The organism is Actinophytocola glycyrrhizae (assembly GCF_042653545.1).
GTDB lineage: Bacteria > Actinomycetota > Actinomycetes > Mycobacteriales > Pseudonocardiaceae > Actinophytocola > Actinophytocola glycyrrhizae.
Genome location: NZ_JBHSIS010000007.1, coordinates 245937 through 265785, shown reverse-complemented (window position 1 = coordinate 265785; position 19849 = coordinate 245937). Strand labels below are relative to the sequence as shown.

At 71.1% G+C, this 19849-nt stretch carries 22 protein-coding genes; 8 read left to right on the top strand and 14 right to left on the bottom strand.

Features of this window, described 5'->3' with window-relative positions; genetic code table 11:
* The first annotated feature begins 11 nt into the window (after positions 1–11).
* The 3 genes from ACFPCV_RS17165 to ACFPCV_RS17155 all read left to right on the top strand — a co-directional run bounded on the left by ACFPCV_RS17165 (position 12) and on the right by ACFPCV_RS17155 (position 2427).
* Complete coding sequence (locus ACFPCV_RS17165; RefSeq protein ID WP_378057189.1) at positions 12–1445, top strand: PAS domain-containing sensor histidine kinase; 1434 nt, start codon at positions 12–14, stop codon at positions 1443–1445.
* Positions 1442–1837 (top strand): response regulator, encoded by a 396-nt coding sequence (locus ACFPCV_RS17160; RefSeq protein WP_378057188.1) that lies wholly within the window; start codon positions 1442–1444, stop codon positions 1835–1837. Before ACFPCV_RS17165 ends, ACFPCV_RS17160 begins: the two co-directional genes overlap by 4 nt.
* Positions 1838–2028: 191 nt before the next feature.
* Positions 2029–2427 carry an STAS domain-containing protein gene (locus tag ACFPCV_RS17155; protein WP_378057187.1) on the top strand — a complete coding sequence of 133 codons (399 nt, stop codon included), beginning with the start codon at positions 2029–2031 and terminating at the stop codon, positions 2425–2427.
* A 51-nt stretch (positions 2428–2478) separates the two neighbouring features.
* Here the strand turns inward: ACFPCV_RS17155 and ACFPCV_RS17150 are convergent, their stop codons facing one another.
* Complete coding sequence (locus tag ACFPCV_RS17150) at positions 2479–3288, bottom strand: DUF2382 domain-containing protein (RefSeq protein ID WP_378057186.1); 810 nt, start codon at positions 3286–3288, stop codon at positions 2479–2481.
* A 140-nt stretch (positions 3289–3428) separates the two neighbouring features.
* Between ACFPCV_RS17150 and ACFPCV_RS17145 the strand changes: the two genes are divergently transcribed.
* A complete protein-coding gene (locus tag ACFPCV_RS17145; RefSeq protein WP_378057185.1) occupies positions 3429–4085 on the top strand; it encodes a HemK2/MTQ2 family protein methyltransferase in 657 nt (218 codons plus the stop codon).
* A complete protein-coding gene (locus ACFPCV_RS17140) occupies positions 4063–4260 on the top strand; it encodes a CDGSH iron-sulfur domain-containing protein (RefSeq protein WP_378057184.1) in 198 nt (65 codons plus the stop codon). Before ACFPCV_RS17145 ends, ACFPCV_RS17140 begins: the two co-directional genes overlap by 23 nt.
* On the opposite strand, the gene ACFPCV_RS17135 is transcribed toward ACFPCV_RS17140, so the two are convergent.
* Genes ACFPCV_RS17135 through ACFPCV_RS17120 form a run of 4 tightly spaced genes read right to left on the bottom strand, consistent with a single transcriptional unit; the run spans position 4257 to position 7701 of the window.
* Positions 4257–5246 (bottom strand): iron-containing redox enzyme family protein, encoded by a 990-nt coding sequence (locus ACFPCV_RS17135; RefSeq protein WP_378057183.1) that lies wholly within the window; start codon positions 5244–5246, stop codon positions 4257–4259. The genes ACFPCV_RS17140 and ACFPCV_RS17135 overlap by 4 nt on opposite strands.
* Complete coding sequence (locus tag ACFPCV_RS17130) at positions 5236–6315, bottom strand: carboxylate-amine ligase (protein WP_378057182.1); 1080 nt, start codon at positions 6313–6315, stop codon at positions 5236–5238. Before ACFPCV_RS17130 ends, ACFPCV_RS17135 begins: the two co-directional genes overlap by 11 nt.
* Positions 6312–7253: a TIGR03557 family F420-dependent LLM class oxidoreductase gene (locus tag ACFPCV_RS17125; protein ID WP_378057181.1), complete on the bottom strand. Its 942-nt coding sequence runs from the start codon at positions 7251–7253 to the stop codon at positions 6312–6314. Before ACFPCV_RS17125 ends, ACFPCV_RS17130 begins: the two co-directional genes overlap by 4 nt.
* A gap of 28 nt (positions 7254–7281) precedes the next feature.
* Positions 7282–7701, bottom strand: a complete 420-nt coding sequence (locus ACFPCV_RS17120) for a DUF6098 family protein (RefSeq protein WP_378057180.1) — start codon at positions 7699–7701, stop codon at positions 7282–7284.
* Positions 7702–7752: 51 nt separating this feature from the next.
* On the opposite strand from ACFPCV_RS17120, the gene ACFPCV_RS17115 reads away from it, so the two are divergent.
* Entirely contained in the window at positions 7753–8004 is a 252-nt protein-coding gene (locus tag ACFPCV_RS17115; protein WP_378057179.1) for a hypothetical protein, read from the top strand.
* On the opposite strand, the gene ACFPCV_RS17110 is transcribed toward ACFPCV_RS17115, so the two are convergent.
* The 6 genes from ACFPCV_RS17110 to ACFPCV_RS17085 form a co-directional block, all read right to left on the bottom strand.
* The gene (locus ACFPCV_RS17110) at positions 7929–9134 is read right to left on the bottom strand and encodes a cytochrome P450 (RefSeq protein ID WP_378057178.1); all 1206 of its coding nucleotides are present in this window, start codon (positions 9132–9134) and stop codon (positions 7929–7931) included. The two genes, ACFPCV_RS17115 and ACFPCV_RS17110, sit on opposite strands and share 76 nt — an antisense overlap.
* Before the next feature lie 2 nt (positions 9135–9136).
* A complete protein-coding gene (locus ACFPCV_RS17105; RefSeq protein ID WP_378057177.1) occupies positions 9137–9850 on the bottom strand; it encodes a thioesterase II family protein in 714 nt (237 codons plus the stop codon).
* Positions 9851–9905: 55 nt separating this feature from the next.
* A complete protein-coding gene (locus ACFPCV_RS17100; protein WP_378057176.1) occupies positions 9906–11636 on the bottom strand; it encodes a non-ribosomal peptide synthetase in 1731 nt (576 codons plus the stop codon).
* Positions 11637–12123: 487 nt separating this feature from the next.
* On the bottom strand, positions 12124–13215 hold the full coding sequence (locus tag ACFPCV_RS17095) for a trans-sulfuration enzyme family protein (protein WP_378057175.1): 1092 nt from the start codon (positions 13213–13215) through the stop codon (positions 12124–12126).
* Between the two features lie 63 nt (positions 13216–13278).
* Positions 13279–14046: a dimethylargininase gene (gene ddaH, locus ACFPCV_RS17090; RefSeq protein WP_378057174.1), complete on the bottom strand. Its 768-nt coding sequence runs from the start codon at positions 14044–14046 to the stop codon at positions 13279–13281.
* Between the two features lie 189 nt (positions 14047–14235).
* Positions 14236–14715 (bottom strand): SRPBCC family protein, encoded by a 480-nt coding sequence (locus ACFPCV_RS17085; protein WP_378057173.1) that lies wholly within the window; start codon positions 14713–14715, stop codon positions 14236–14238.
* A 174-nt stretch (positions 14716–14889) separates the two neighbouring features.
* On the opposite strand from ACFPCV_RS17085, the gene ACFPCV_RS17080 reads away from it, so the two are divergent.
* On the top strand, positions 14890–16437 hold the full coding sequence (locus tag ACFPCV_RS17080) for a cellulose binding domain-containing protein (RefSeq protein ID WP_378057172.1): 1548 nt from the start codon (positions 14890–14892) through the stop codon (positions 16435–16437).
* A gap of 54 nt (positions 16438–16491) precedes the next feature.
* On the top strand, positions 16492–17019 hold the full coding sequence (locus ACFPCV_RS17075; protein WP_378057171.1) for a hypothetical protein: 528 nt from the start codon (positions 16492–16494) through the stop codon (positions 17017–17019).
* Between the two features lie 22 nt (positions 17020–17041).
* On the opposite strand, the gene ACFPCV_RS17070 is transcribed toward ACFPCV_RS17075, so the two are convergent.
* The 3 genes from ACFPCV_RS17070 to ACFPCV_RS17060 are packed head-to-tail and all read right to left on the bottom strand — an operon-like array spanning position 17042 to position 19837.
* Positions 17042–17821 carry a glycerophosphodiester phosphodiesterase gene (locus ACFPCV_RS17070; RefSeq protein ID WP_378057170.1) on the bottom strand — a complete coding sequence of 260 codons (780 nt, stop codon included), beginning with the start codon at positions 17819–17821 and terminating at the stop codon, positions 17042–17044.
* A 58-nt stretch (positions 17822–17879) separates the two neighbouring features.
* Positions 17880–18587 (bottom strand): phosphocholine cytidylyltransferase family protein, encoded by a 708-nt coding sequence (locus ACFPCV_RS17065; RefSeq protein WP_378057169.1) that lies wholly within the window; start codon positions 18585–18587, stop codon positions 17880–17882.
* On the bottom strand, positions 18584–19837 hold the full coding sequence (locus tag ACFPCV_RS17060; RefSeq protein ID WP_378057168.1) for a CDP-glycerol glycerophosphotransferase family protein: 1254 nt from the start codon (positions 19835–19837) through the stop codon (positions 18584–18586). The genes ACFPCV_RS17065 and ACFPCV_RS17060 overlap by 4 nt, the downstream gene beginning before the upstream one ends.
* Positions 19838–19849 lie beyond the last annotated feature (12 nt).

Here is a 19849-nt window from a genome sequence, read left to right as displayed (position 1 = left end):
ACAGTTGGGACATGCATCCCGACGATCGCGGGTACCGGCTGATGGTGCGCAACGTCCGGGACTACGGCATTTTCATGCTCGATCCCACCGGTCACATCACGAGCTGGAACGTCGGTGCCGAACGCATCAAGGGCTACCAGGAACACGAAATCCTCGGAAAACACTTCTCCGTCTTCTACCCACCAGAAGACATCGCCGCCGGAAAACCCGACAACGAACTCCGCGAAGCCATCACAGAAGGCCGCCTCGAAGACGAAGGCTGGCGCCTCCGCAAAGACGGCACCCGCTTCTGGGCCAACGTCGTCATCACCGCACTCCTCGACGACACCGGACAACTCCGCGGCTTCGGCAAAGTCACCCGCGACATGACCGAACGCCGCAACGCCGAGGAAAGACTGCGGGCGAGCGAGGAGCGGTTCCGGCTGCTCGTGCAGAGCGTCCAGGACTACGGGATCTTCATGCTCGACACCAGCGGCCACATCACCAGCTGGAACGACGGTGCCGAACGCATCAAGGGCTACCAGGAACACGAAATCCTCGGAAAACACTTCTCCGTCTTCTACCCACCAGAAGACATCGCCGCCGGAAAACCCGACAACGAACTCCGCGAAGCCATCACAGAAGGCCGCCTCGAAGACGAAGGCTGGCGCCTCCGCAAAGACGGCACCCGCTTCTGGGCCAACGTCGTCATCACCGCACTCCTCGACGACACCGGACAACTCCGCGGCTTCGGCAAAGTCACCCGCGACATGACCGAACGCCGCAACACCGAGCAGACGCTCGTCGAGCGGCGGCGGCTGCTGAGCCACCTCGTCGAGGCGCAGGAACTGGAGCGCCGCCGCATCGCGTGGGACGTGCACGACGACTCGATCCAGGCGATGGTGGCCGTCGGCATGCGGTTGCAGTTGCTCGCCGGGCGACTGCCGGACGAGCAGCGCGCCGTCGCCGAGCAGTTGGAGGAGTCCGTTCGGGCGTCGGTCACGCGGCTGCGCAACCTGGTGGTGCACCTGCGGCCGACCGCGATCGACCAGCACGGGCTGGTGCCTGCGCTCGCCGGCTACCTGCACGACGTGGTGGACGCGTGGGAGTTCGAGGCGGCGCTGTCGGCGGACCTGACCGTCGAACCGCCGACGGCGACCGCCGTCACGATCTTCCGGATCTGCCAGGAGGCGCTCACCAACGTGCGCAAACACGCGGCCGCCACCCGGGTCGACATCCGGCTGACCAGCGCGGACGGCGGCACACTGGTGCGGGTGCGCGACGACGGGCACGGCTTCGCAGATCCGGTCATACCGGATGCGAACCGACATTTCGGGCTGATCGAGATGCGGGAGCGGGCCGAGACCGCGGGCGGCTGGTGGTCGATGACCAGCTCACCGGAGGACGGCACGACCGTCCAGTTCTGGCTGCCCAACCCACCTGCGGACACCGGAGGCGGGTTGTGACATACGAGTTGCGGGTGCCGGTGCGGGTGCTCGTCGCCGACGACGACCCGATGATCCGCCTCGCGCTGTCCGAGGTGCTGGCGGCGGAGGCGGACCTGCAGGTGGTGGCCATCGCGGAGGACGCGAAACAGGCCGTCGCCATGGCCGAGGAGCACGGCCCCGACGTGGCGGTGCTCGACGTGCGGATGCCCGGTGGCGGCGGCACGCACGCCGCGCGGGAGATCCGGGTCCGGTCTCCGCGCACACAACTGCTCGCGTTCTCCGCCTACGACGACTCGGGCACGGTGGACGAACTGAAGCGCCTCGGCGTACGGGAGTACCTGGTCAAAGGCATCACGAACGCCGAGATCGTCGCCGCCGTTCGCCGTGCGGGGGCGGCCGTGGAGGCCTGAGGTCCGGTGGACACCGCTGCCACACCGTGCGATGCTGGATAAAGGTTGAGTAACCAGCCGCACCGAAGAGACGCTGTATCGCAAGTCCTCTGCCACGACGGCAGGCGGCAACGGCTGCCGCATCACCAGCGATGTCGCTGGGGTGGTTCTTTCTTACTGGCGCTCACGATCAACCGGTTCAGGGAGATCAGATGAGCAACAACACCCGCAACCCGGTCATCCGCCGGGAGCACACCCAACCGCACCTCACCGTGCTGCAGACCCACGACCGGGACGACCTCGAACAGATCCGCCCGATCGGCGAGATCGACCTGTGCAGCGCCCCCGTCCTGCGGGACGCGTTGGCCGACGCCGAGCGGCGTCAGGTCAAGAACGTGCTGGTGGACCTTTCCGACGTGCAGTTCCTCGCGCTCGTCGGCGTACACGTGCTGCGCGACGCAGGTGAACGCAGCACCGCCGAGCACCGCAGGATGGTGCTTGTGGCCCCTTCGCACCCCGTTCAGCGGGTGCTCAGCCTCACCAACGCGACGGCCGACCTGGAGGTCTACGTGACCCAGGCAGGCGCCTTGTCCGCGTTGAACCGCATCTGACCGCAGGCCCGGGACCCCGCGCACGTCACAGGGTCCCGGGTACGCCTGCCGTCACCGCCGCCGGTCGCGGGCGTGGCCGTCCTCGACGTCGATCTGTTCCTTGCGCACCTGGTCGGACACCGTCTCGGTGTCGGCCACCGTATCCGTGGACAGCCGAACCCGCTCGACCGGCTCGGTTTCCTTCCGCACCACCGGCTTCTCGGCGTGGAGCGTCACCTCGTGCTCCGCCTCGGTGATGTCCTCGCCCCGCAGGGCCGCCGCACGGTTCTCTTCGGTGATCGGCTCGCGTTCGAGCCGCACCTCCTCGTGGCTCACCGGGACCTGCACCTGCTGCTGTTCGGTGGTCACGTGCTTCACCAGCCGCGCCTTGCCGGTCTCCACCTGCTCGGTGCCGACCCGCAACTGCTCCTCCGACCGCGTCATCGCCTCGCCGTCGAAGCGCTGGGTTTCCCGGCCACGGTTCGGGTACTCCCCCGGCTGCATGCTCGAGCCCGGCCGCCTCACCGGCGGCTGCTGGGACTGTTGCGACTGCCGCTGCCCGCCCTGGGGGCCGAAACCGTAGTGGCGGTACAGCTCGGCCTGTTCCTCGTCGGTCATGTTGTCGTTGGTCGCCTCGATCCTCGGCGAGTCCTTGACCTGTTCCTTCTCCACCGGCACCCGCAACTGGTCGTTGCGCAGCTCCGCGCGCTGCAACGGGACGAACGACTCCTTCAACCCGAACAATCCGGTGTGCACGGACGCCCACAGCGGGTCCCCGGTCTGGCCGTCCAGCCACACCCGTTTGACGGAGCCGATCTTCTCGCCCCTCGGGTCGACGACCTGGCAGTCGTACAACCGGTTGACCATGTCCTGTCCGATCACGGTTCTCACCCTCCATTGTCGACGGTCGAGCTGTGTCGCACCGGCTTGCCCGGCCGCGCAACGAATATGCGCCGGTAGAGGGCTTCTCACCCGTACGAGGGACGAGGTTTGACCGGGTCCGGGAGAGGCACTCTCACGCCATGTCACTGACTCGCCCGCCGGGGGTGTACCGGCCACAGGACGACACGTGGTTGCTCGCGGAAGCGCTCGCCGAGGCCGGGATCCGGCCTGGTGCGGCCGTACTGGACGTCGGCTGTGGCACCGGCGCGCTGTCCATCGCGGCGGCGAGCACCCGGCCACGATCCATCACAGCCGTCGACGTGTGCAGGAGAGCCGTGTGGGCCGCGCGCGTCAACACCGTGCTGCGCGGGGTCCACGCGGAGATCGTGCACGGTGACGCGTTCGCGCGGGTCGCGGGCCGCACCTTCGACCTGGTGCTCGCGAACCCGCCGTACGTGCCTGGCCACGACGGGCGCCCGCGCGGCAGGAACCGCGCGTGGGACGCCGGTCTGGACGGCCGCGTGCAGCTGGATCGCCTCTGCGTCAACGCTCCCCTGCTGCTCGCGTCCGGCGGCACGCTGCTGGTGGTCCATTCCGGGCTGTGCGACGAGGAGAAGACGTTGCGGCAGCTGCGCGACGGCGGCCTGAAGGCCACCGTGGTCGCGCGCGCCGACGTGCCGTTCGGCCCGGTGATGCGTGCCCGCAGGAACGAACTCGTGGCGCAGGGCCTCATCACACCGGACCAGTCCACCGAGGAGCTGGTGGTGATCCGCGGTGACCAGCCGGCGACCTCGTGAGGTCCGGATCGTGCCCGACGGGCCCCTCCTGGTCGAAGGGCCCGTCGAACTGGTCACCGACGACGGCGAGACCGTGGTTGCCGACCGGTTCATGGTCGCCGTCTGCACGTGCCGTCGCAGCAAGCGCTACCCGTTGTGCGACACCAGCCACCGCAAACGGGTCCGCGTGGACTAGGACGCCGACAGGGAGGTCCTGCCTTCCTGCCACGCGGTGAGCACGTGCTCACCGAAGCGTGCTTCGAGGAACTCCGTCGCCCGCACCCCGAACACCACGTCCGCCGCCAGTTCCGGTTCGCGGTCGAGCAGGTCGCCGACGACGTCGTTCCGCAGCACCTGTTCGTGCACCGCGTCCGCCTCGACGTGCTCGGCGAAGAAGTGTGTCACGTCGGGGCCGCCGCCCAGCCGTTCGATCGCCTTCACGATACGGGCCGCGCTGGGCGCGGTGGTGATCTCGGCCGCCGCGAAGTGGCCGACCATGGCCGCGCGCAGCCGCCGGTGCAGCCCGAACAGCGACATCATGTTGACCACCGCGATCACCGGCGCCGGCACCCGGTCGAAGTAGGACAGGTAGCCGCTGTCCAGGTCGGTCGCGGCCATCAGGTCCCGGTACAGCTGCGCGTGCACGCGGTCGGCGTGCCCGCCGCCGAACTCGTCGAACTCGACCGCGACCAGCGCCGCCTTCGCCCGGCCGGACAGGCGCGGGATCACCAGCGCGTGCGGGTCGGCCTCCTTGTGGTGGTAGACCGAGCGGTGCACGACGTACTCGCGGAACTGCCACCACTCGCCGTGGTCGCGCAGGAAGTGCGACACCCCGGCGCCCGGCACCGGCTCGACCAGCAGCTCGTCGAACACGGCCGCGACGTCGTCCCCGGCAGGCACCGCCGCCCGCAGCGCGGACTCGAACACCCGTTCCAGTTCGCGGCGGAACGCGAGCAGCTCGGGTGACCACTCCCAGTCCGGGTCGACGTCGCGGAAACCCTGGTAGTGCAGCTCGTAGCAGGTGTGCAGCGCGACCGCGAGGTCCGCGCCGAACGGGTCGGCGCCGGTCACGTCGGCCGACGGCGGCACCCCGTCGCGCAGCAGCGTGACCACGGCCGCCGACAGCGGCCCCCTCGGTCTCGGCAGGGCGCAGGACAGCACCGGGCGCACATCAGTCCTCATAGGACACTCCTATCGCAAGCAGGCGCACGACGTCGAGGGGTTCGCCGACCACGCGCTGGCGTTCCGCACCGGTGCCGCGCCGCAGCACGCCGGCGAACAGCTCCCGCGCGGCGGCGAGGTCGCCGACCTCGGCAAGCGCGGGCGCGACCCGCACGATCAGCTCGTCGAGCAGTTCGGTGGCGGGTACCCGCTGTGCCCGCACGGGATGCACGCCGACCCCGCCGAGTCCGTAGCGCGCCGCCGACCACACGGCGGCGGCCAGCACCTGGTCGTCGAAGTGCGGCGCCTCCCTGCCGAGCGACAGGTCGGCGAGCGCGGTGGTCACGAGTGCCCGCGACAGCGTGGCCTGCAGCAGCGCACCGGACACGTCGACGGCCGTGTCGGCCGCCCGCAGCTCGACCGTCGGCCACGTCGGCGACGGCCGGACCAGCCAGAACGACTGGGCCTCGTCGAGGAGCGCACCGCTGTCGACCAGGCGCGCGACCTGCTCGTCGTGGTCGGCCGCGTCGCGGAACCTCGGCGGCACGCCGGAGCCGGGGAACCGGGACTGCTCGACCATCCGCCAGCTCGCGTAGCCGGTGTCGCGGCCGTCGTGGAACGGGGAGTTCACCGACAGGGCGAGCAGCGTCGGCAGCCACGGCCGCAGGTGGTTGCACACCGCGACCGCGGTCTCCCGGTCTGGCACGCCGACGTGCACGTGGCAGCCGCACGCCTGGTAGCCCCGCACGACCTCGGCGTACCTGGCCGCGATGCTCGCGAACCGGGCGCCGTCGGTGGGCACCGCGGCCCCGCCGAGCGGCGAGGTCCCGCTCGGGAGGAGCCACACACCGCACCCGCGTGCCGCGGCGGCGAGCCGCGCCCGCCCGGCCATGAGCGCGTGCTCCAGTTCGTCGAGCGACGCACAGGGCACGGTCGCGGCCTCCACCTGGGTCTGCGACAGCTCGGCGTGCACGGCTCCCGGCGCGGGTTCCTCCCGCGCCGCCTTCAGCACTTCCGTCGCAGCGGGTACCGACCGGCCCGACTCCGGGTCGGCCAGCAGAAACTCCTCCTCGACACCGAACGTGCTCACAGTCGCGGGGTTACCTCCTCGCGCCAGAACCGGAAGAACTCATCCTGCCTAGGACCGATCTGGGCCACGTACACCTCGTCGAAACCGGCGTCCGCGAAGGACCTGACCTGTTCGACGTACGGCTCGGGGTCCGGCCCGGTCGGCAGCGACAGCATGTCACGCGTGACAAGGGTGCTCGCCTGTTCGAAATGCCGCGGCTGCGGCAGGACCTGCGCCAGCTCACCGGGAAGGCCCTGGTTGGGCCAGATCCGGTACGCGGTGTCCAGCCCCTCCTCGACGGTCGGCGCGTGGCAGACCTTGAACCCGCCCTGCGCGGGCCCCTTGCCGCCCGCGTCGCGGTACTGCTTGACCAGGTCGGCGTCCGGCATGACGCACGCGAACCCGTCGCCGATCCGGCCGGCGAGCTGAACCGCCTTCGGCCCGAACGCGGACACGTAGATCGGCACCGGCTCGTCCGGCAGCGTGTAGACGCGGGCGTTCTCGACCGTGTAGTGCTCGCCGCGGTGGCTGCGGCTGCCGCCCTCGTGCAGCAGCCGGATCACCTCGACGGCCTCCTCCAGCATGGACAGCCGCACGTCCGCGTTCGGCCACGGGTCGCCGAGGATGTGCTCGTTGAGCGCCTCGCCGGATCCGACACCGAGCACGAACCGGCCGTCGAGCTGCACGGCCGCGGTGGCCGCCGCCTGCGCCAGCACCGCGGGATGGATGCGGACGGACGGGCAGGTCACCGCGGTGGTCACGGGCAGGTCGACCGCCTCGGACAGCGCGCCGATGACCGACCAGACGAACGGGCTCTGCCCCTGCTCGTCGTTCCACGGGTGGTAGTGGTCGGAGATCCAGAGCCGCTCGAACCCGGCGTCGGCCGCTTGCTTCGCCTGCCGCACCAGCTCCTTCGGCCCGAACTCCTCGCAGGACAGGAAGTATCCGATGCTCACCATGCGGCGCGGGTACCCACGAACCAGGGGGTCAACCGGGGTGCGTGGCCTGACCGGCGTCGAGCTGTTCCCGGTAGTGCCTGCGCGCGGCCGTGAGCAGTTCACCGGACAGCCACGCCACGGGCTCGATGTCGGCGAGCAGCGGCTCGTTGTCCGGGCCGAAGTCGACGACCCTGCCCGTCAGCACCCACGGCCGCGCACCCTCGTCCAGTTCGCGGAGGTACTGGCACACGCTGCGGGCGACCCAGTCCTCGGTGGGCCTGGTCCACCACCGAGGTGGCCACAGCGGGTTGGCCGAGTGGCCGGACATGAGCAGTCCGCTCTCGTGGTCCTTGCTGGGGTGGGCGGCGTCGGCGAGCGGACCGGGCGAGTACCGCAGATAGAGCTTCTCGCCGTGCTCGATCAGCAGGGTCAGCTCGCCGAGCCGGTCGATGGTCGGCAGCTCGGTCATGCGGTTGGGTGCCCCGGTCGCGCCGCGTTATTCCTGGCCGTGCGCCACAGCGTGAGCCGGCCGCAGGCGGCCCGCCCCGCCCCGCACGGCCGCCGCCGCCACGCCCTGGAGCTGCCCCCGCCCGGCCGGGAACGGCTCACGGTCGTACGCGGCGCGGCGCACCGCCCTGACGTGACGGCGAAGGCCGAGCTGGCGCGGGCGGCCACCGCGAACTGCGGGCGCGCCCGTCAGGCCCCTGCCGTCGCGGGCACCAGGCGCACCGGCAGGGTCCGCAGCCCCCAGGTGAAGTTCGACGAGTTGTAGCGCGGCTCGCCTGCCGACTCGATGCGGTCCACCCTGGACAGCAGCTCGGTGAGGAACGCCGTCAGCTCGAGCCGGGCGACCCGCGCACCGATGCAGAAGTGCCTGCCGGCACCGAACGTCACGTGCTTGTTCGGGGTCCGGTCCGGGCGGAACCGGTCCGGGTCGAAGAACACGGTCTCGTCCCGGTTCGCCGACGAGTTCCAGATCGTCACCCGGTCCCCGGCCGCGATCGGGACACCGCCGATCGTCGTCGGCCGCGTCACCGTGCGCAGCGCGTGCACCCCTGGGCAGGTGAACCGCAGGATCTCCTCGACGGCCGACGCGATCCCCGTCGGGCCGGCGGCGCGCAGCCAGTGCCAGTGCGCGGGGTCGCGCAGCAACTCCAGCACCGCACCCGCCATCGAGTAGCGGGTGGTCTCGTTGGCGCCCGCGAGCACACCGTTGCAGTTGACGATGACCTCCTCGTCGGTGAGCTCGCGGCCGTCGACACCACCGCGCTCCCGCTGCCGCGCCTGCGCGATCATGCTGATGAAGTCGTCACCGGGGTGCTCGCGCCGCTCCATCAGCAACTCGGTGAACAGCAGGAAAAGCTCGCCGTACGCGGCGACGCGGTCCTCGTCGGCCTGCGCGTCGAACGCCTCGGTCGTCGTGTCGCCGACCCATTCCCAGTGCTCGCGCGGCAACCCCATCAGCTCGCACACCACGTGGTTGGGGATCTTCTTGGCCACGTCGAGGAAGTCCACCTCGCCCTGCTCGACCGCCTCGGCCACGACGGTCGCCGCGACCCGCGACACGACCGCCTCGATCCTCGGCATCGCGGAACGGCCGAACGCCCGGCCCACCACCTGCCGAAGCTGTGTGTGGTCCGGCGGGTCGGTGACGATCAGCATCCGCCCCGCGACCGCCTCGACCGCCTCGGGGCTGCTGTCGAGCCGCATGCCCTGCCGCGAGCTGAACAGGTCGTCGTCGCCGTACACGTGCACGACGTCGGCGTACCTGGTCAGCACCCAGAACCCCGGCCCGTCCGGTTCCTCGTGCCAGTACACCGGTTCGTTGGCGCGCAGCCAGGCGAGCACCTCGCCGAACTCGTCGCGCTCGAACAGACCCGGGTCCTTCAGGTCGATCCGCACCCTCACACTCCTTGCCGCGATGGGGAGAACAACGCGCGCACCTCGGCGGGCAGCGCCAGGCAGAAGTCGTGGCCACCGGGGAACCGCCGGGTGTGGAACGACGCGCCCGCGTAGGACGCCCAACCGGCCAGGTGCGCGGCCGTCACCAGCTCGTCGCTCTCGCCGCCCCACGCGTGCAGCGGACACGGCACCGGCGCGCCACCCGGGTCGGTGTAGGTGCCCGACAGCTCGGCGTCCTGCTCGAGGATCTCCAGCACCAGCTCACGCAGGTCGTCGTCGAGTTCCTTGGCGGACAACAGGTTCGCGAACACCTCGGCGCCGTCCCCGTCGCCCATGCTGCCCGCCGCGCGCCCGCTCAGGTGCGGCGGGCGGGACGCGGCGACCACGAGCGCGTCCGGTGTGTGCGTGTGCGGCAACGCCCTGGCCACCTCGTAACCGAGCAGCCCGCCGAAGCTGTGTCCGAACAGGACCATGGATCGTCCGGCCGGGACGGTCGCGACGAGCGCGGCCACGATCTCGGCGACGACGTCGGCGAACGTGGCAGGCATCAGGTCGAGGAACCGGTGCTCACGGCCGGGCAGCGCCACCCCGACGACCGTCACGTCGTCGAGACTGTCCTGCCACGACGAGAACACCCCGCACCCGGAGCCGGCCTGCGGCAGGCACACCAGCACCGGCCGCGCCCCGACCTCGGCGAACGGCACGAGCCAGCTCACGATCTTTCCCCGCAGGCTCCGCTCGGTACCGACCGGCTCACTCCGCAAGCTCCGCTCACGAGTCCGCCAACCGGTCCAGCTTGCGCGCCAGCTCCGCGGGCGTCGGGTGGGACAGCAGGTCCTTGATGGACAGCCGGAGCCCGGTCACCTTGCGCAGCGCGACCACCGCACGGGACGCGAGCAGGGAATGCCCGCCGACGGCGAAGAAGTTCGCGTCCACGTCGTACACCGGGCGGGGCAGCACGCTGCTCCAGACCTCGCACACCTGCCGTTCCCGTTCGGTGGCGGGTGGGCGGCCACCCGAGGACGCCTGCGCGGTGGCGACCAGCTCGGCGAGCGCGGCACGGTCGGCCTTGCCGTGCGCGGTCACCGGCAGCTCGGCCACCGCCTGCACGACGGAGGGCACCATGTAGTCCGGCAGCAGGTGCTGGCACCGGCCGGTCGCCGCCTCGACGGCCGCGACCGGGTCCGTTCCGGGCTCCGGCACCACCGCCAGGCCGAGCGCGTCCCCCGAGGCCAGCACGAACGCCGACGCGGCACGGACCTCGTCCGCGCCGACGGCGGTGCGTTCCACCTCGCCGAGCTCGACGCGGAACGCGCGGATCTTGACCTGGTCGTCGACGCGGCCAAGGAAGTCCAGCTGCCCGTCGGGCCGCGGCCGCACGCGGTCCCCGGTGCGGTACATCCGGCCGTCGCCGAACGGGTCCGGCACGAACCGCTCGCGGGTGAGGTCGGGCAGGTTGCGGTAGCCGAGCGCGACCGATGGCCCCGCGACGCACAGCTCCCCCTCACCGCCGGGCGGCACCGGACGGTCGTCGGCGCCGAGCACGTAGGTCCGGTAGCCGGGCAGCGCGCGGCCGATCGTGTGCACGTCGTCGCCAGCCGCGCTGTCGGCCCACGTCGCCGCGATCGTGGTCTCCGTGGGGCCGTACACGTTCAGCACGCGGTGCCTGCCCGCGAAGCGGCGCACCAGCGCGGGCGTGGCCGCCTCCCCCGCCACCACGACCACGTCGACCCCCGGCATGTCGTCCGGGCACGCGGCGTAGAGCGACGGGCTCATGCAGACGGTCCTCGGCGCCACCGCGGCGAGCGCGCCTGCCAGGTCGGCGTCCTCGCCGGAGGTGTCCACGATGGCCACCCCCTGCCCGTGCACCAGGTACAGCAGGGTGCACCAGAACCAGCCGTCGAACGCGGGTGAGAGCGGGTTGAAGCCCACGCCGCCGGGGGTGAGGCCCAGCGTGGCGATCGCGGCGAGGAACGTGCCGAGCGCGCCGTACCCGATCTCGACGCCCTTGGGCCTGCCGGTGGTGCCGGAGGTGTAGACGATGTAAGCGCAGTCACCGGCTTCCGGGACGTGGGCGGGCACGTCGGCGCCCCGCGCCGCCAGGTCCACCTTCGGGACGGAGACCGTGACGGTGGCGGGAAGTTCACCCAGCAGGAGCCGCACGCCCGCGTCCTGGAGGACGAACGACAGCCGCTCACCGGGATGACGGTCGTCGAGCGGCACCGCGGTGGCACCGGTGTGCCACACCGCGAGCAGCGCGGGCACGGTCAGTTTCGACCGTCCGAACGCGAGTCCGACCGGCACCCCGGGACCGGCGCCCTCGGCACGCAGCGCGGCGGCGAGGCCCCGGACGGTCGTGGCGAGGTCCGCGAAGGTCAGCAGGCCGTCGGGCGCGGTCACGGCGGTCGCCGAGGGCAGGTCCGCCGCCCACCGGTCCACGGCGTCGAGAACGAGTCCGGCCCCGGTGCGCTTGGCCACGCCGGGTCGCGCGGTGATGATCATCGGCTCTCCATCCAGATCGGATCCGGCGGGATTCTAGAGGCAGAATCCCGGCGAATCGTTAAGCAGAGAGTGACGAAACCTGAACACGAGACCCGGCCAGCGCCCGGACCAGCGACGACGAGCGCGCGAGAACTTTTTATCACTTCCCCGGAACTCTGGGAATTGATCACTCCCGGCGATGTTCGACACACCGCGACCCCGCTACTACCGGTTGTGCGACGAATGGCCTATTTACAAGGGAGATATCATCACAGCGTCGCATGTCGACTACCTGCAGCTAGTCCGCGGTGGAAGGAGATCACGCGTGCCGCAGCCCGCCGACACGGGGAAACCCGGGCCTGTCAATGGGCCATTCGGATGGCCGTCCACATGTGATCGTCGGTGACGATATGTCCGGCCACAGTGGCCGGTCGGCGAGCTGCGAGATCAGAGCAACGGCACGCTCCGACCGCGCAACCTCGGTGCCGGCAGTGCCACACGACAGGCGCTAGCCGCCGAGCGCGGCGTCGAGGTCCGCCCACAGGTCCTCGACGTGCTCACAGCCGACCGACAGCCGCAGCAGCGACGGCGGCACGTGCTCCTGCCCGGCGAGCTTCGCACGTCGCTCGACCGTGGACTCCACGCCGCCGAGGCTGGTCGCCGCGTTGACCACGCGCAGGGCCGCGCACACCGCGTCCGCCTCCTCGGCGCCACCCGCGACCTCGAACGACAGCATCGCGCCGAACCCGGACATCTGCGCGGCCGCCCGTACGTGGCCGGGGTCGGACGGCAGGCCCGGGTACCGCACGCGGGTCACCGCCGGGTGCTGGTCCAGCCGTACCGCGAGCACCCCGGCCGACGCCTGGGCCTGGCGGACCCGCAGCGCCATGGTCCGCACACCGCGCACGGCCAGGAACGCCTCCATGCCACCAGGGGTGGCACCGGCGAGCACCCGGTTGGTGCGCAGGCGCGCGGCCAGTTCCTCGTCGGCGGCGACGGTCAGGCCGATCAGCAGGTCGGCGTGGCCGCCGATGTACTTCGAGCCGCTGTGCATCACGATGTCCGCGCCCAGCGACAGCGGCTGCTGCAGCAGCGGGGTCGCGAACGTGTTGTCGACCGCGACCGGCACCCCTGCGGCCCGCGCGCCCGCACACAGGGCTGGCAGATCGGCGACGTCCATCAGCGGGTTGGTGGGCGACTCCAGCCACACCAGTGCGGCACCGTCGAGGGCGGCGAGCGTGGCGTCGGTGTCGGTGACGTCCCGCAGGTCGACGGTGTGGCCGCGGGCGGCGACCAGGTGGCGGACCGCGGTGTAGGAGTCGGCGGGCACGACCACCCGCGACCCGGCGGGCAGCAGGTCCACGATGGCCGCCGCCGCGCCCATGCCCGACGCGTACGCGGTCGCCGCCCCGCCCTCCAAGCGCCCGACGACCTGCTCCAGCGCCTCCCAGGTCGGGGTGCCCTCGTTGCGCGAGTACTCGTACTGGCCGCCGCTGCGGAAGCTGGACGCGAACACCGGCGGCACGTTCAGCGGCGCACCCGGCTCCTCCGGGCCACGGCCCGCGCCGACGCAGACCGTTTCGGTTCGTGGTGTGATCACGGTGCCAATCTAGGACGCGGAAACCCGTCGCCGCGCGCCGTCAACGCCGGCGCGCCGGGGGTGTCAGGGCCGCGCCGCGGTGTCACGCAGGCGGACCGAGAGGCACGTGACGCAGCCCTCGAGCTTCTCGAACTCGCTGATGTCGACCACCACCGGTTCGAGGCCCCGGCTCCGGAACAACGCCTCGGACCCGGGCGCGCCCGCGGCCATGAGCACGCGGTTTCCGCCGAGCAGGACGACGTGCGAACCGCTCTCCTCCGGCACGGCGAGGAACCGGCCGAACACGGACGGGTCGTCGACCAGCGGCGGGTGGCCGATCACGGTGCCGTCGGGCAGGGCGGTGACGGCGGACTTCAGGTGCAGCACCTTCGTGACCGGCACCGGCACGACGGTCGCGTCTGGCAGGTACGCGGCGAGCTGGCGGATGCCGTCGTCGTTGGTGCGGCCGGAGCGGCCGACGTAGACGGTCGAGGAGATCTTGAGCACATCCCCGCCGTCGAGGGTCCCCGGCGCCTCGATCCGCCGGATCTCGTACCCGCCGAGCGCCGCGGCCAGCCCCTCGGTCTCCCCCCGCCGCCCGGCCGCGCCGGACCGGGCGAGCACGGCCGTCCCCCCGTACACGACAACGGGGTCCTCGACGAACACGGCGTCGGGGCAGTCGTCGGCGGGTGCCACCTCGACCACGCGCCAGCCCTCGGCGGCCAGCGCCGCCACATAGGACTCCCACTGCCGCAGAGCGAGACCAGCGTCGACGGGCGTCCTCTCGATGTGCGAGACCAGCCCCTCGGCGAGCCGGGGACCAGGGCGCCGCACCAGGACCGTGATGGACATGCGCCCCAGGCTAGACGACTGATTCCGTGAAGCTCATGTGAAGTGGCTTGGCGTGGACCCGTCATCAGGCAACCCCCACACCCCCGCGGGCGCCGGACGGGGCTGGGCCGATGCCCTGAAAGGCGCGTTCAGGGCGCCCAGCGCCCTGAACGCGCCTTTCAGGGCATTTCAACGCTGTCAGCGCACCTTTCACGGGCGCCCCGCGCGGGCAGCCACCTTCCGCGCCACGGCCGCGAGCGTCTGCTCGATCGAGTAGGCGTTGAACCCGGGACGGTCCGCCTTCCCGGTCACGATCGGGCCGAGGTAGCGCTGGACGAACTTGTTGCCGACGCGGTACCAGTGCTCGGTGAGGCGGCAGCCGGTGGCCGTCGGCGTGATCTCGTACGCCCATCGCGACACCCGCATCCCGAACGGCGAGCGGACGTCGAACAGGAACCAGCGCGGCGGCTCACACTCCATCACCCGCACCCGGGTCCGCCACTCCTTGCCAGGGCCGCGGTTGACGCCGCGGAACCGGGCGCCGACGGCCGGTCCGGTCGCACCACCGGCCCAGCGGCCGCCCACGTTCTCCGGGCTGAGGTCACCCATGTTGGGCAGGTCCGTGACGATGGCCCACACGACCTCCGGGTCGGCGGCCAGGTCCGTGCTCCGCGAGATCGTGGGCTCCACCAACCCACGGTCGCACGCGGTTCACGAGCCCGGCAAGCGACTGCGCACGGCCGGAGAAACCCCTACCAGTCGTCGTATTGGTTCAGACCCTTGCCTGGACGACATGGTCTAGACCACACTGGGGTACGGGAGATCCACGGGGTGCTCTTCGTTCCTGCGCGAAGGAGTTCCACGATGCGAAGATGGCTCACCGGCATGGCCGCGGCCACCCTGGTTCTCGGCCTGGTCACCGCGGCGCCAGCGAGCGCCGCGCCCGGGCTGACGGCCTCGTTCACCAAGGTGTCCGACTGGGGCACCGGCTTCGAAGGCAAGGTCACCGTCAAGAACGCGTCCAGCACGGCGCTGAACGGCTGGACCATCGAGTTCGACGTGCCGAGCGGCTACTCCATCCCGAGCGTCTGGGACGCCCAGCACACCGTGAGCGGCCAGCACCACACGTTCCGCAACCCGTCCTGGGCACCCACGCTCGCCGCGGGCGCCACCGCCACGTTCGGCTTCAACGGCGGCCCCGGCAACTTCCCCGGCATCCAGAACTGCCGCTTCAACGGCGACCCCTGCGACGGCGGCGGAGGCAACCCCGGCGCCCCGTCGGCCCCTGGCACGCCGTCGGTCACCGGCACCACCAACTCCTCGATCTCCCTGTCGTGGGGTGGCTCGACCGGCACCGTCACCGGTTACCGCGTCTACGAGGGCACGACCGTCCGCGCCACGGTGACCGGCACGTCCGCCACCGTCAGCGGACTCGGCGCGTGCACGTCGCACACCTACACGGTCGCCGCGTACAACAGCGCGGGCGAGTCGGCGAAGAGCGGCCCGGTCGGCGCGACGACCACCGGCTGCACCCAGCCGGCCGGTGGCCGCGGCGCTCCGTACCTGTACATGGGATGGGGCGACCCACCAGCACCGGCCACGGTCATGTCGGCGACCGGTGTCAAGTGGTTCACCATGGCGTTCGTGCTCTCCGGCGGCGGCTGCACCCCGGCGTGGGACTCGACCCGGCCGCTGACCGGCGGTGTCGACCAGCAGGCCATCAACGCGATCCGCGCCGCGGGCGGTGACATCGTGCCGTCCTTCGGCGGCTGGAGCGGCAACAAGCTCGGCCCGAACTGCTCGACACCCCAGGCCCTCGCGGGCGCCTACCAGCAGGTGATCGACGCCTACGACCTGAAGGCGATCGACATCGACATCGAGAACTCCGACGAGTTCGAGAACGACACCGTGCGGAACCGGATCCTCGACGCGCTGAAGATCGTCAAGCAGAACAACCCCGGCATCCAGACGATCGTCACGTTCGGCACGACGACCACCGGCCCGAACTACTACGGCAACCAGCTGATCGAACGCGCCGCCGCGATCAACGCGGGCATCGACGTGTTCACGATCATGCCGTTCGACTTCGGCTCGGGGAACATCGGCGCCGACACCATCAACGCGGCGGAGGGCCTGAAGAACAAGCTCAGGTCCGCGTTCGGCTGGACCGACGCCCAGGCGTACGCCCACATGGGCATCTCCGGCATGAACGGCCTCTCCGACCAGCAGGAGATGACGTCGCTGGCCACCTGGACCCAGATCCGCGACTGGGCCAAGAACCGCGGCCTCGGCAGGCTGGCGTTCTGGTCGGTCAACCGCGACCGGCCTTGTCCCGGTGGCGGCGTGGTGAGCAACTGCAGCGGGATAGCCCAGAACAACTGGGACTTCACGCGCGTCACCGCGGGGTTCTGAGGAACGCGGGCCCCCTCCCTCCCGTCACAACCTGACGTGGAGGGAGGGGGTCCGATGGTGTCGTTCGCACCCGAAGTGCCCGGTCACGCGCCGCTGGTGGTGCGGACCAGGTCCGGCACGACCGCGCTGTACGCGATGCTGCTGGTGTCCGCGGCGCTGCTGGTCGTGCTGCACGTGGCGGTGCCGGTGGCCTCACTCGTGCTCAGCACGCCCCTGTTCCTCGTGATCGTCCCGCCGCTCCTGCTCCAGCTGTACTTCACGGTGCTCATCCTGCGGGAGTACCAGGGGCTGCTCGGGCCGCAGCTCGCCGCCGACCACACCGGGGTGTGGGTCCGCACCGGGCTCGGGCGCCGCCCGGAGACCGTGTTCCTGCCGTGGTGCGCCGTCGACGGGATCGACACCGCGAAGGGCCCCGTGGTGCGGATCACGAGCAGGCAGGGTGAGGCGCTCTTCCCGGCCCGTCCGCACTGGCGGGTGCGGTCGCTGCGCCGCCGGTTCGGCACCGCGTTCATCGTCGACGGCCGCCGCTGCGCCGAGCCGGTCGAGGTGATCGCGCACCGGCTCGCGCAGTGGCGCCGGTGAGCTGCCGGTCGCGGGGGTGGCCCTACCCGACCGTCGCCAGTTCCCCGCGTAGCGCGGCGATCGCCTTCGGGACGTTGTTGACGCACAGCGCGTCGACGCCTGCGTCGAGAAGCTGCTGCGCGAACGACACCGTCGGGCACCACGCGAGGAACTCCCGGCCGCTGGCGTGCACCGTCTCGACCACGTACTCGAGCGGTCGCTGCAGCTCCGTGGGCTCCCGTTCGTTGGGGCGCAGCGAGCCCCAGTGCGGGGCGAGCACCTGCACGTCGAGGTGTCCCGCCATCGCCACGGCCTGGCCGATCGGGAACTCGACCCAGGTCAGCAGGCCGCGCGGCACCGAGGGGGCGACCTCCTTCGCGATGTCGAGCGCACCGGCGTCGAACGAGCTGATCAGCGTCGGCCGTCGGCGGGCCTCCCGCTGGGCGACCCTGGCCAGCTGCGCCATGGTGGTGCCCGCGCGGTCGCGGGTGGCGTCCTCCATCGACGTCTTCACGTCGAAGTCGATGCCGACGCCGTCGGGCAGTGCCGCCAGCAGTTCGGCCAGGTCGAGGGCGCCGTCGCCGGTGGCTTCGGTGCCGGTGATGTCGGCGTAGAACACGCCGTCGGCGTTCGCCGGGTTGTGCGCCACGACCAGGCGGTCGTCCGACGTGCGCCGGACGTCCACCTCCACCCAGTCGATGCCCAGTGCCGCGGCGGCGAGGAACGACTCGAGAGTGTTCTCCGCGATGCCCTCGACCGTGCCCCGGCCCAAACCACGATGTCCCAGGAGCGTCGGCCCGGGACCGAAGAGTCTGCCGTCCATAGCGCGCCGACACCGGCGCGCCAGCAGCGTGGGAACGGGTCGGTCCGCTCCGAGCTGCTCAGGCCGCCGAGGTGACGGTCTTGCCCACCTCCACGTTGGCACGTTCGAGGTCCCCGGCGAAGTCCACCTCCACCACGAAGAACTCGGAGATGTCCAACGCCAGCACCGGCATGCCGGCCGTCTCGATCGCGGACTCGATGCCGCGTTCGAAGTAGTCGGTGTCGGTGCAGCCCTCCAGGTGCTCGACCAGCGTCGACCGGTCGGCCGACGCGATGTAGTTGATGCCGACGGCCTCACCGAAGCCGTCGACCACCGATTTTGACAGCTCCCGGATGAGTCCGTCGACCGAAGCGGTGTACTTCACTTCTTCTTCACCGCAAGCTTCCGTGTTGACACACACGAAGCTGCGGTCCGCCGCGACCGCCGCCGCGACCGGTTCGAGCAGCTTCCGGTCGAACACGACGTCGCCGTTGAGCCACAGCACGCCACCCGGTTGGCACAGCCGCAGCGCCTTGAGCAGGCTCTTCGACGTGTTGGTGTGCTCGTAGCGCTCGTTGTAGACGAACCGGGCCAGCGGCGCGGCCCGCATGATCTCCTCTGCGTGGAAACCGACGACGATCGTGACCTCCGGGTCGGTGAGCCCGGCGGCGAGGTTGTCCAACTGCTGGCGCATGATGCTGCGGCCGTCGGCGAGCGGGGTCAGCGGCTTCGGGTGGGGCATGCCGAGCCGGGTGCCCATACCGGCGGCCAGGATCACGACGTTCATGCGGGCACCTCCATGGTGGTGGGAGCGGAGCCTGCGGCGCTCGCGGAGTGGACCATCGGCTCCGGAGCGGACAGGTTGGCGTCGCGGGTGCGGACCGCGTCGTCGATCGCGGCGAGGAAGCGGGTGGTGCTCTCCCCCGGCGCCAGGTCGCCGAAGTACAGCTCGCGCACGGCGGCGCGGGCCGCGCGGTACTCGTCGTGTTCGAGGCGCATGCGCACGGTCTCGGTGAGACGGCCGATGGTGGCCGAGTCGATCACGTCGGCGCACCGGCTCACCGCCGCGTCGGTGTGCAGCTTCTCCCGGTCGTCGTACCGGTCGGCGATGAAGATCGGCTGGTGCTGGCGCAGGTAGAGGAAGTCCAGCCCGACCGACGACACGTCGGTGATCATCAGGTCGCAGCCGGGGAACACGGCGAGGATGTCGCCCTGCTCGGCGACGACGTGCTCGCCGCCCGCCCTGCCGATGCGGCGGACGATCTCCCGGTGCGCCGCCGCGACGTCCGGGATGGGGCTGACCGCGACCCGGGGGTGCGGCTTGTACACGAGCCGGACGTCCGGGACCGCGAGCACCTTCGCCACGATCGCCGGGCCGAACACGTCGACGGACGTGTAGTTGTTGGAGGCGTTCTCCCCCTCCCACGTCGGCGCGTAGAGGACTGTCCTCTGTGTACTCGGCGGCAGCGAGGGCGCCGGGCGCAGGTCGAGCTGCGGGCGGCCGACCGGCACGAGCCTCGACTCGTCGAACTCCATCAGCGCCACGCGGTGCCGCCGCCGGGCCGCCTCACCGGCGACGAACACCCGGTCGTAGGCCTTGACCTGGTTCGAGACCATGCAGACCTTGTCGCTCTCGCCGTGGTTCACGTGCACGTGCAGTACGTGCCGCTGCATGAGCGAGTGGAAGTTGTGCACGGAGTTGTTGACGTACACGGCCACCTTGAAGTCGCTGGCCTCGTAGAGCTGCACGAGGTCGGGGAACGCCGGCGCGAGGACGGTCCGCAGCGGGGTGGCCAGTTCCTCGTAGGTCTTCCGGTTCCGGGTGATGATCGTGACCGGGTGCTCGCGGTCGAGCCGTTCCAGCACGGGGAGCCACTGTCTGAGCTGGTAGAACTTGCGCGGGTCGTCGGCGAAGTAGACGGCGACGGCCCCGGGGACGGCGGTACCCGGCTCATAGCCCGCGGGCATGGGTCCCGCCGGGGTGTCGAGGAGACGGCGGACGTCACCGGCCTTTTTGCGGTTGCCGAACAAGCCCACGGGCAGGACTCC

Bases quoted from the DNA above. Each gene is read 5' to 3' on its own strand.
- ACFPCV_RS17165 (WP_378057189.1), top strand. From the start codon at position 12: ATGCATCCCGACGATCGCGGGTACCGGCTGATGGTGCGCAACGTCCGG.
- ACFPCV_RS17155 (WP_378057187.1), top strand. From the start codon at position 2,029: ATGAGCAACAACACCCGCAACCCGGTCATCCGCCGGGAGCACACCCAA.
- ACFPCV_RS17145 (WP_378057185.1), top strand. From the start codon at position 3,429: ATGTCACTGACTCGCCCGCCGGGGGTGTACCGGCCACAGGACGACACG.
- ACFPCV_RS17135 (WP_378057183.1), bottom strand. From the start codon at position 5,246: ATGAGGACTGATGTGCGCCCGGTGCTGTCCTGCGCCCTGCCGAGACCG.
- ACFPCV_RS17125 (WP_378057181.1), bottom strand. From the start codon at position 7,253: ATGGTGAGCATCGGATACTTCCTGTCCTGCGAGGAGTTCGGGCCGAAG.
- ACFPCV_RS17120 (WP_378057180.1), bottom strand. From the start codon at position 7,701: ATGACCGAGCTGCCGACCATCGACCGGCTCGGCGAGCTGACCCTGCTG.
- ACFPCV_RS17100 (WP_378057176.1), bottom strand. From the start codon at position 11,636: ATGATCATCACCGCGCGACCCGGCGTGGCCAAGCGCACCGGGGCCGGA.
- ddaH (WP_378057174.1), bottom strand. From the start codon at position 14,046: ATGTCCATCACGGTCCTGGTGCGGCGCCCTGGTCCCCGGCTCGCCGAG.
- ACFPCV_RS17080 (WP_378057172.1), top strand. From the start codon at position 14,890: ATGCGAAGATGGCTCACCGGCATGGCCGCGGCCACCCTGGTTCTCGGC.
- ACFPCV_RS17075 (WP_378057171.1), top strand. From the start codon at position 16,492: ATGGTGTCGTTCGCACCCGAAGTGCCCGGTCACGCGCCGCTGGTGGTG.
- ACFPCV_RS17070 (WP_378057170.1), bottom strand. From the start codon at position 17,821: ATGGACGGCAGACTCTTCGGTCCCGGGCCGACGCTCCTGGGACATCGT.
- ACFPCV_RS17065 (WP_378057169.1), bottom strand. From the start codon at position 18,587: ATGAACGTCGTGATCCTGGCCGCCGGTATGGGCACCCGGCTCGGCATG.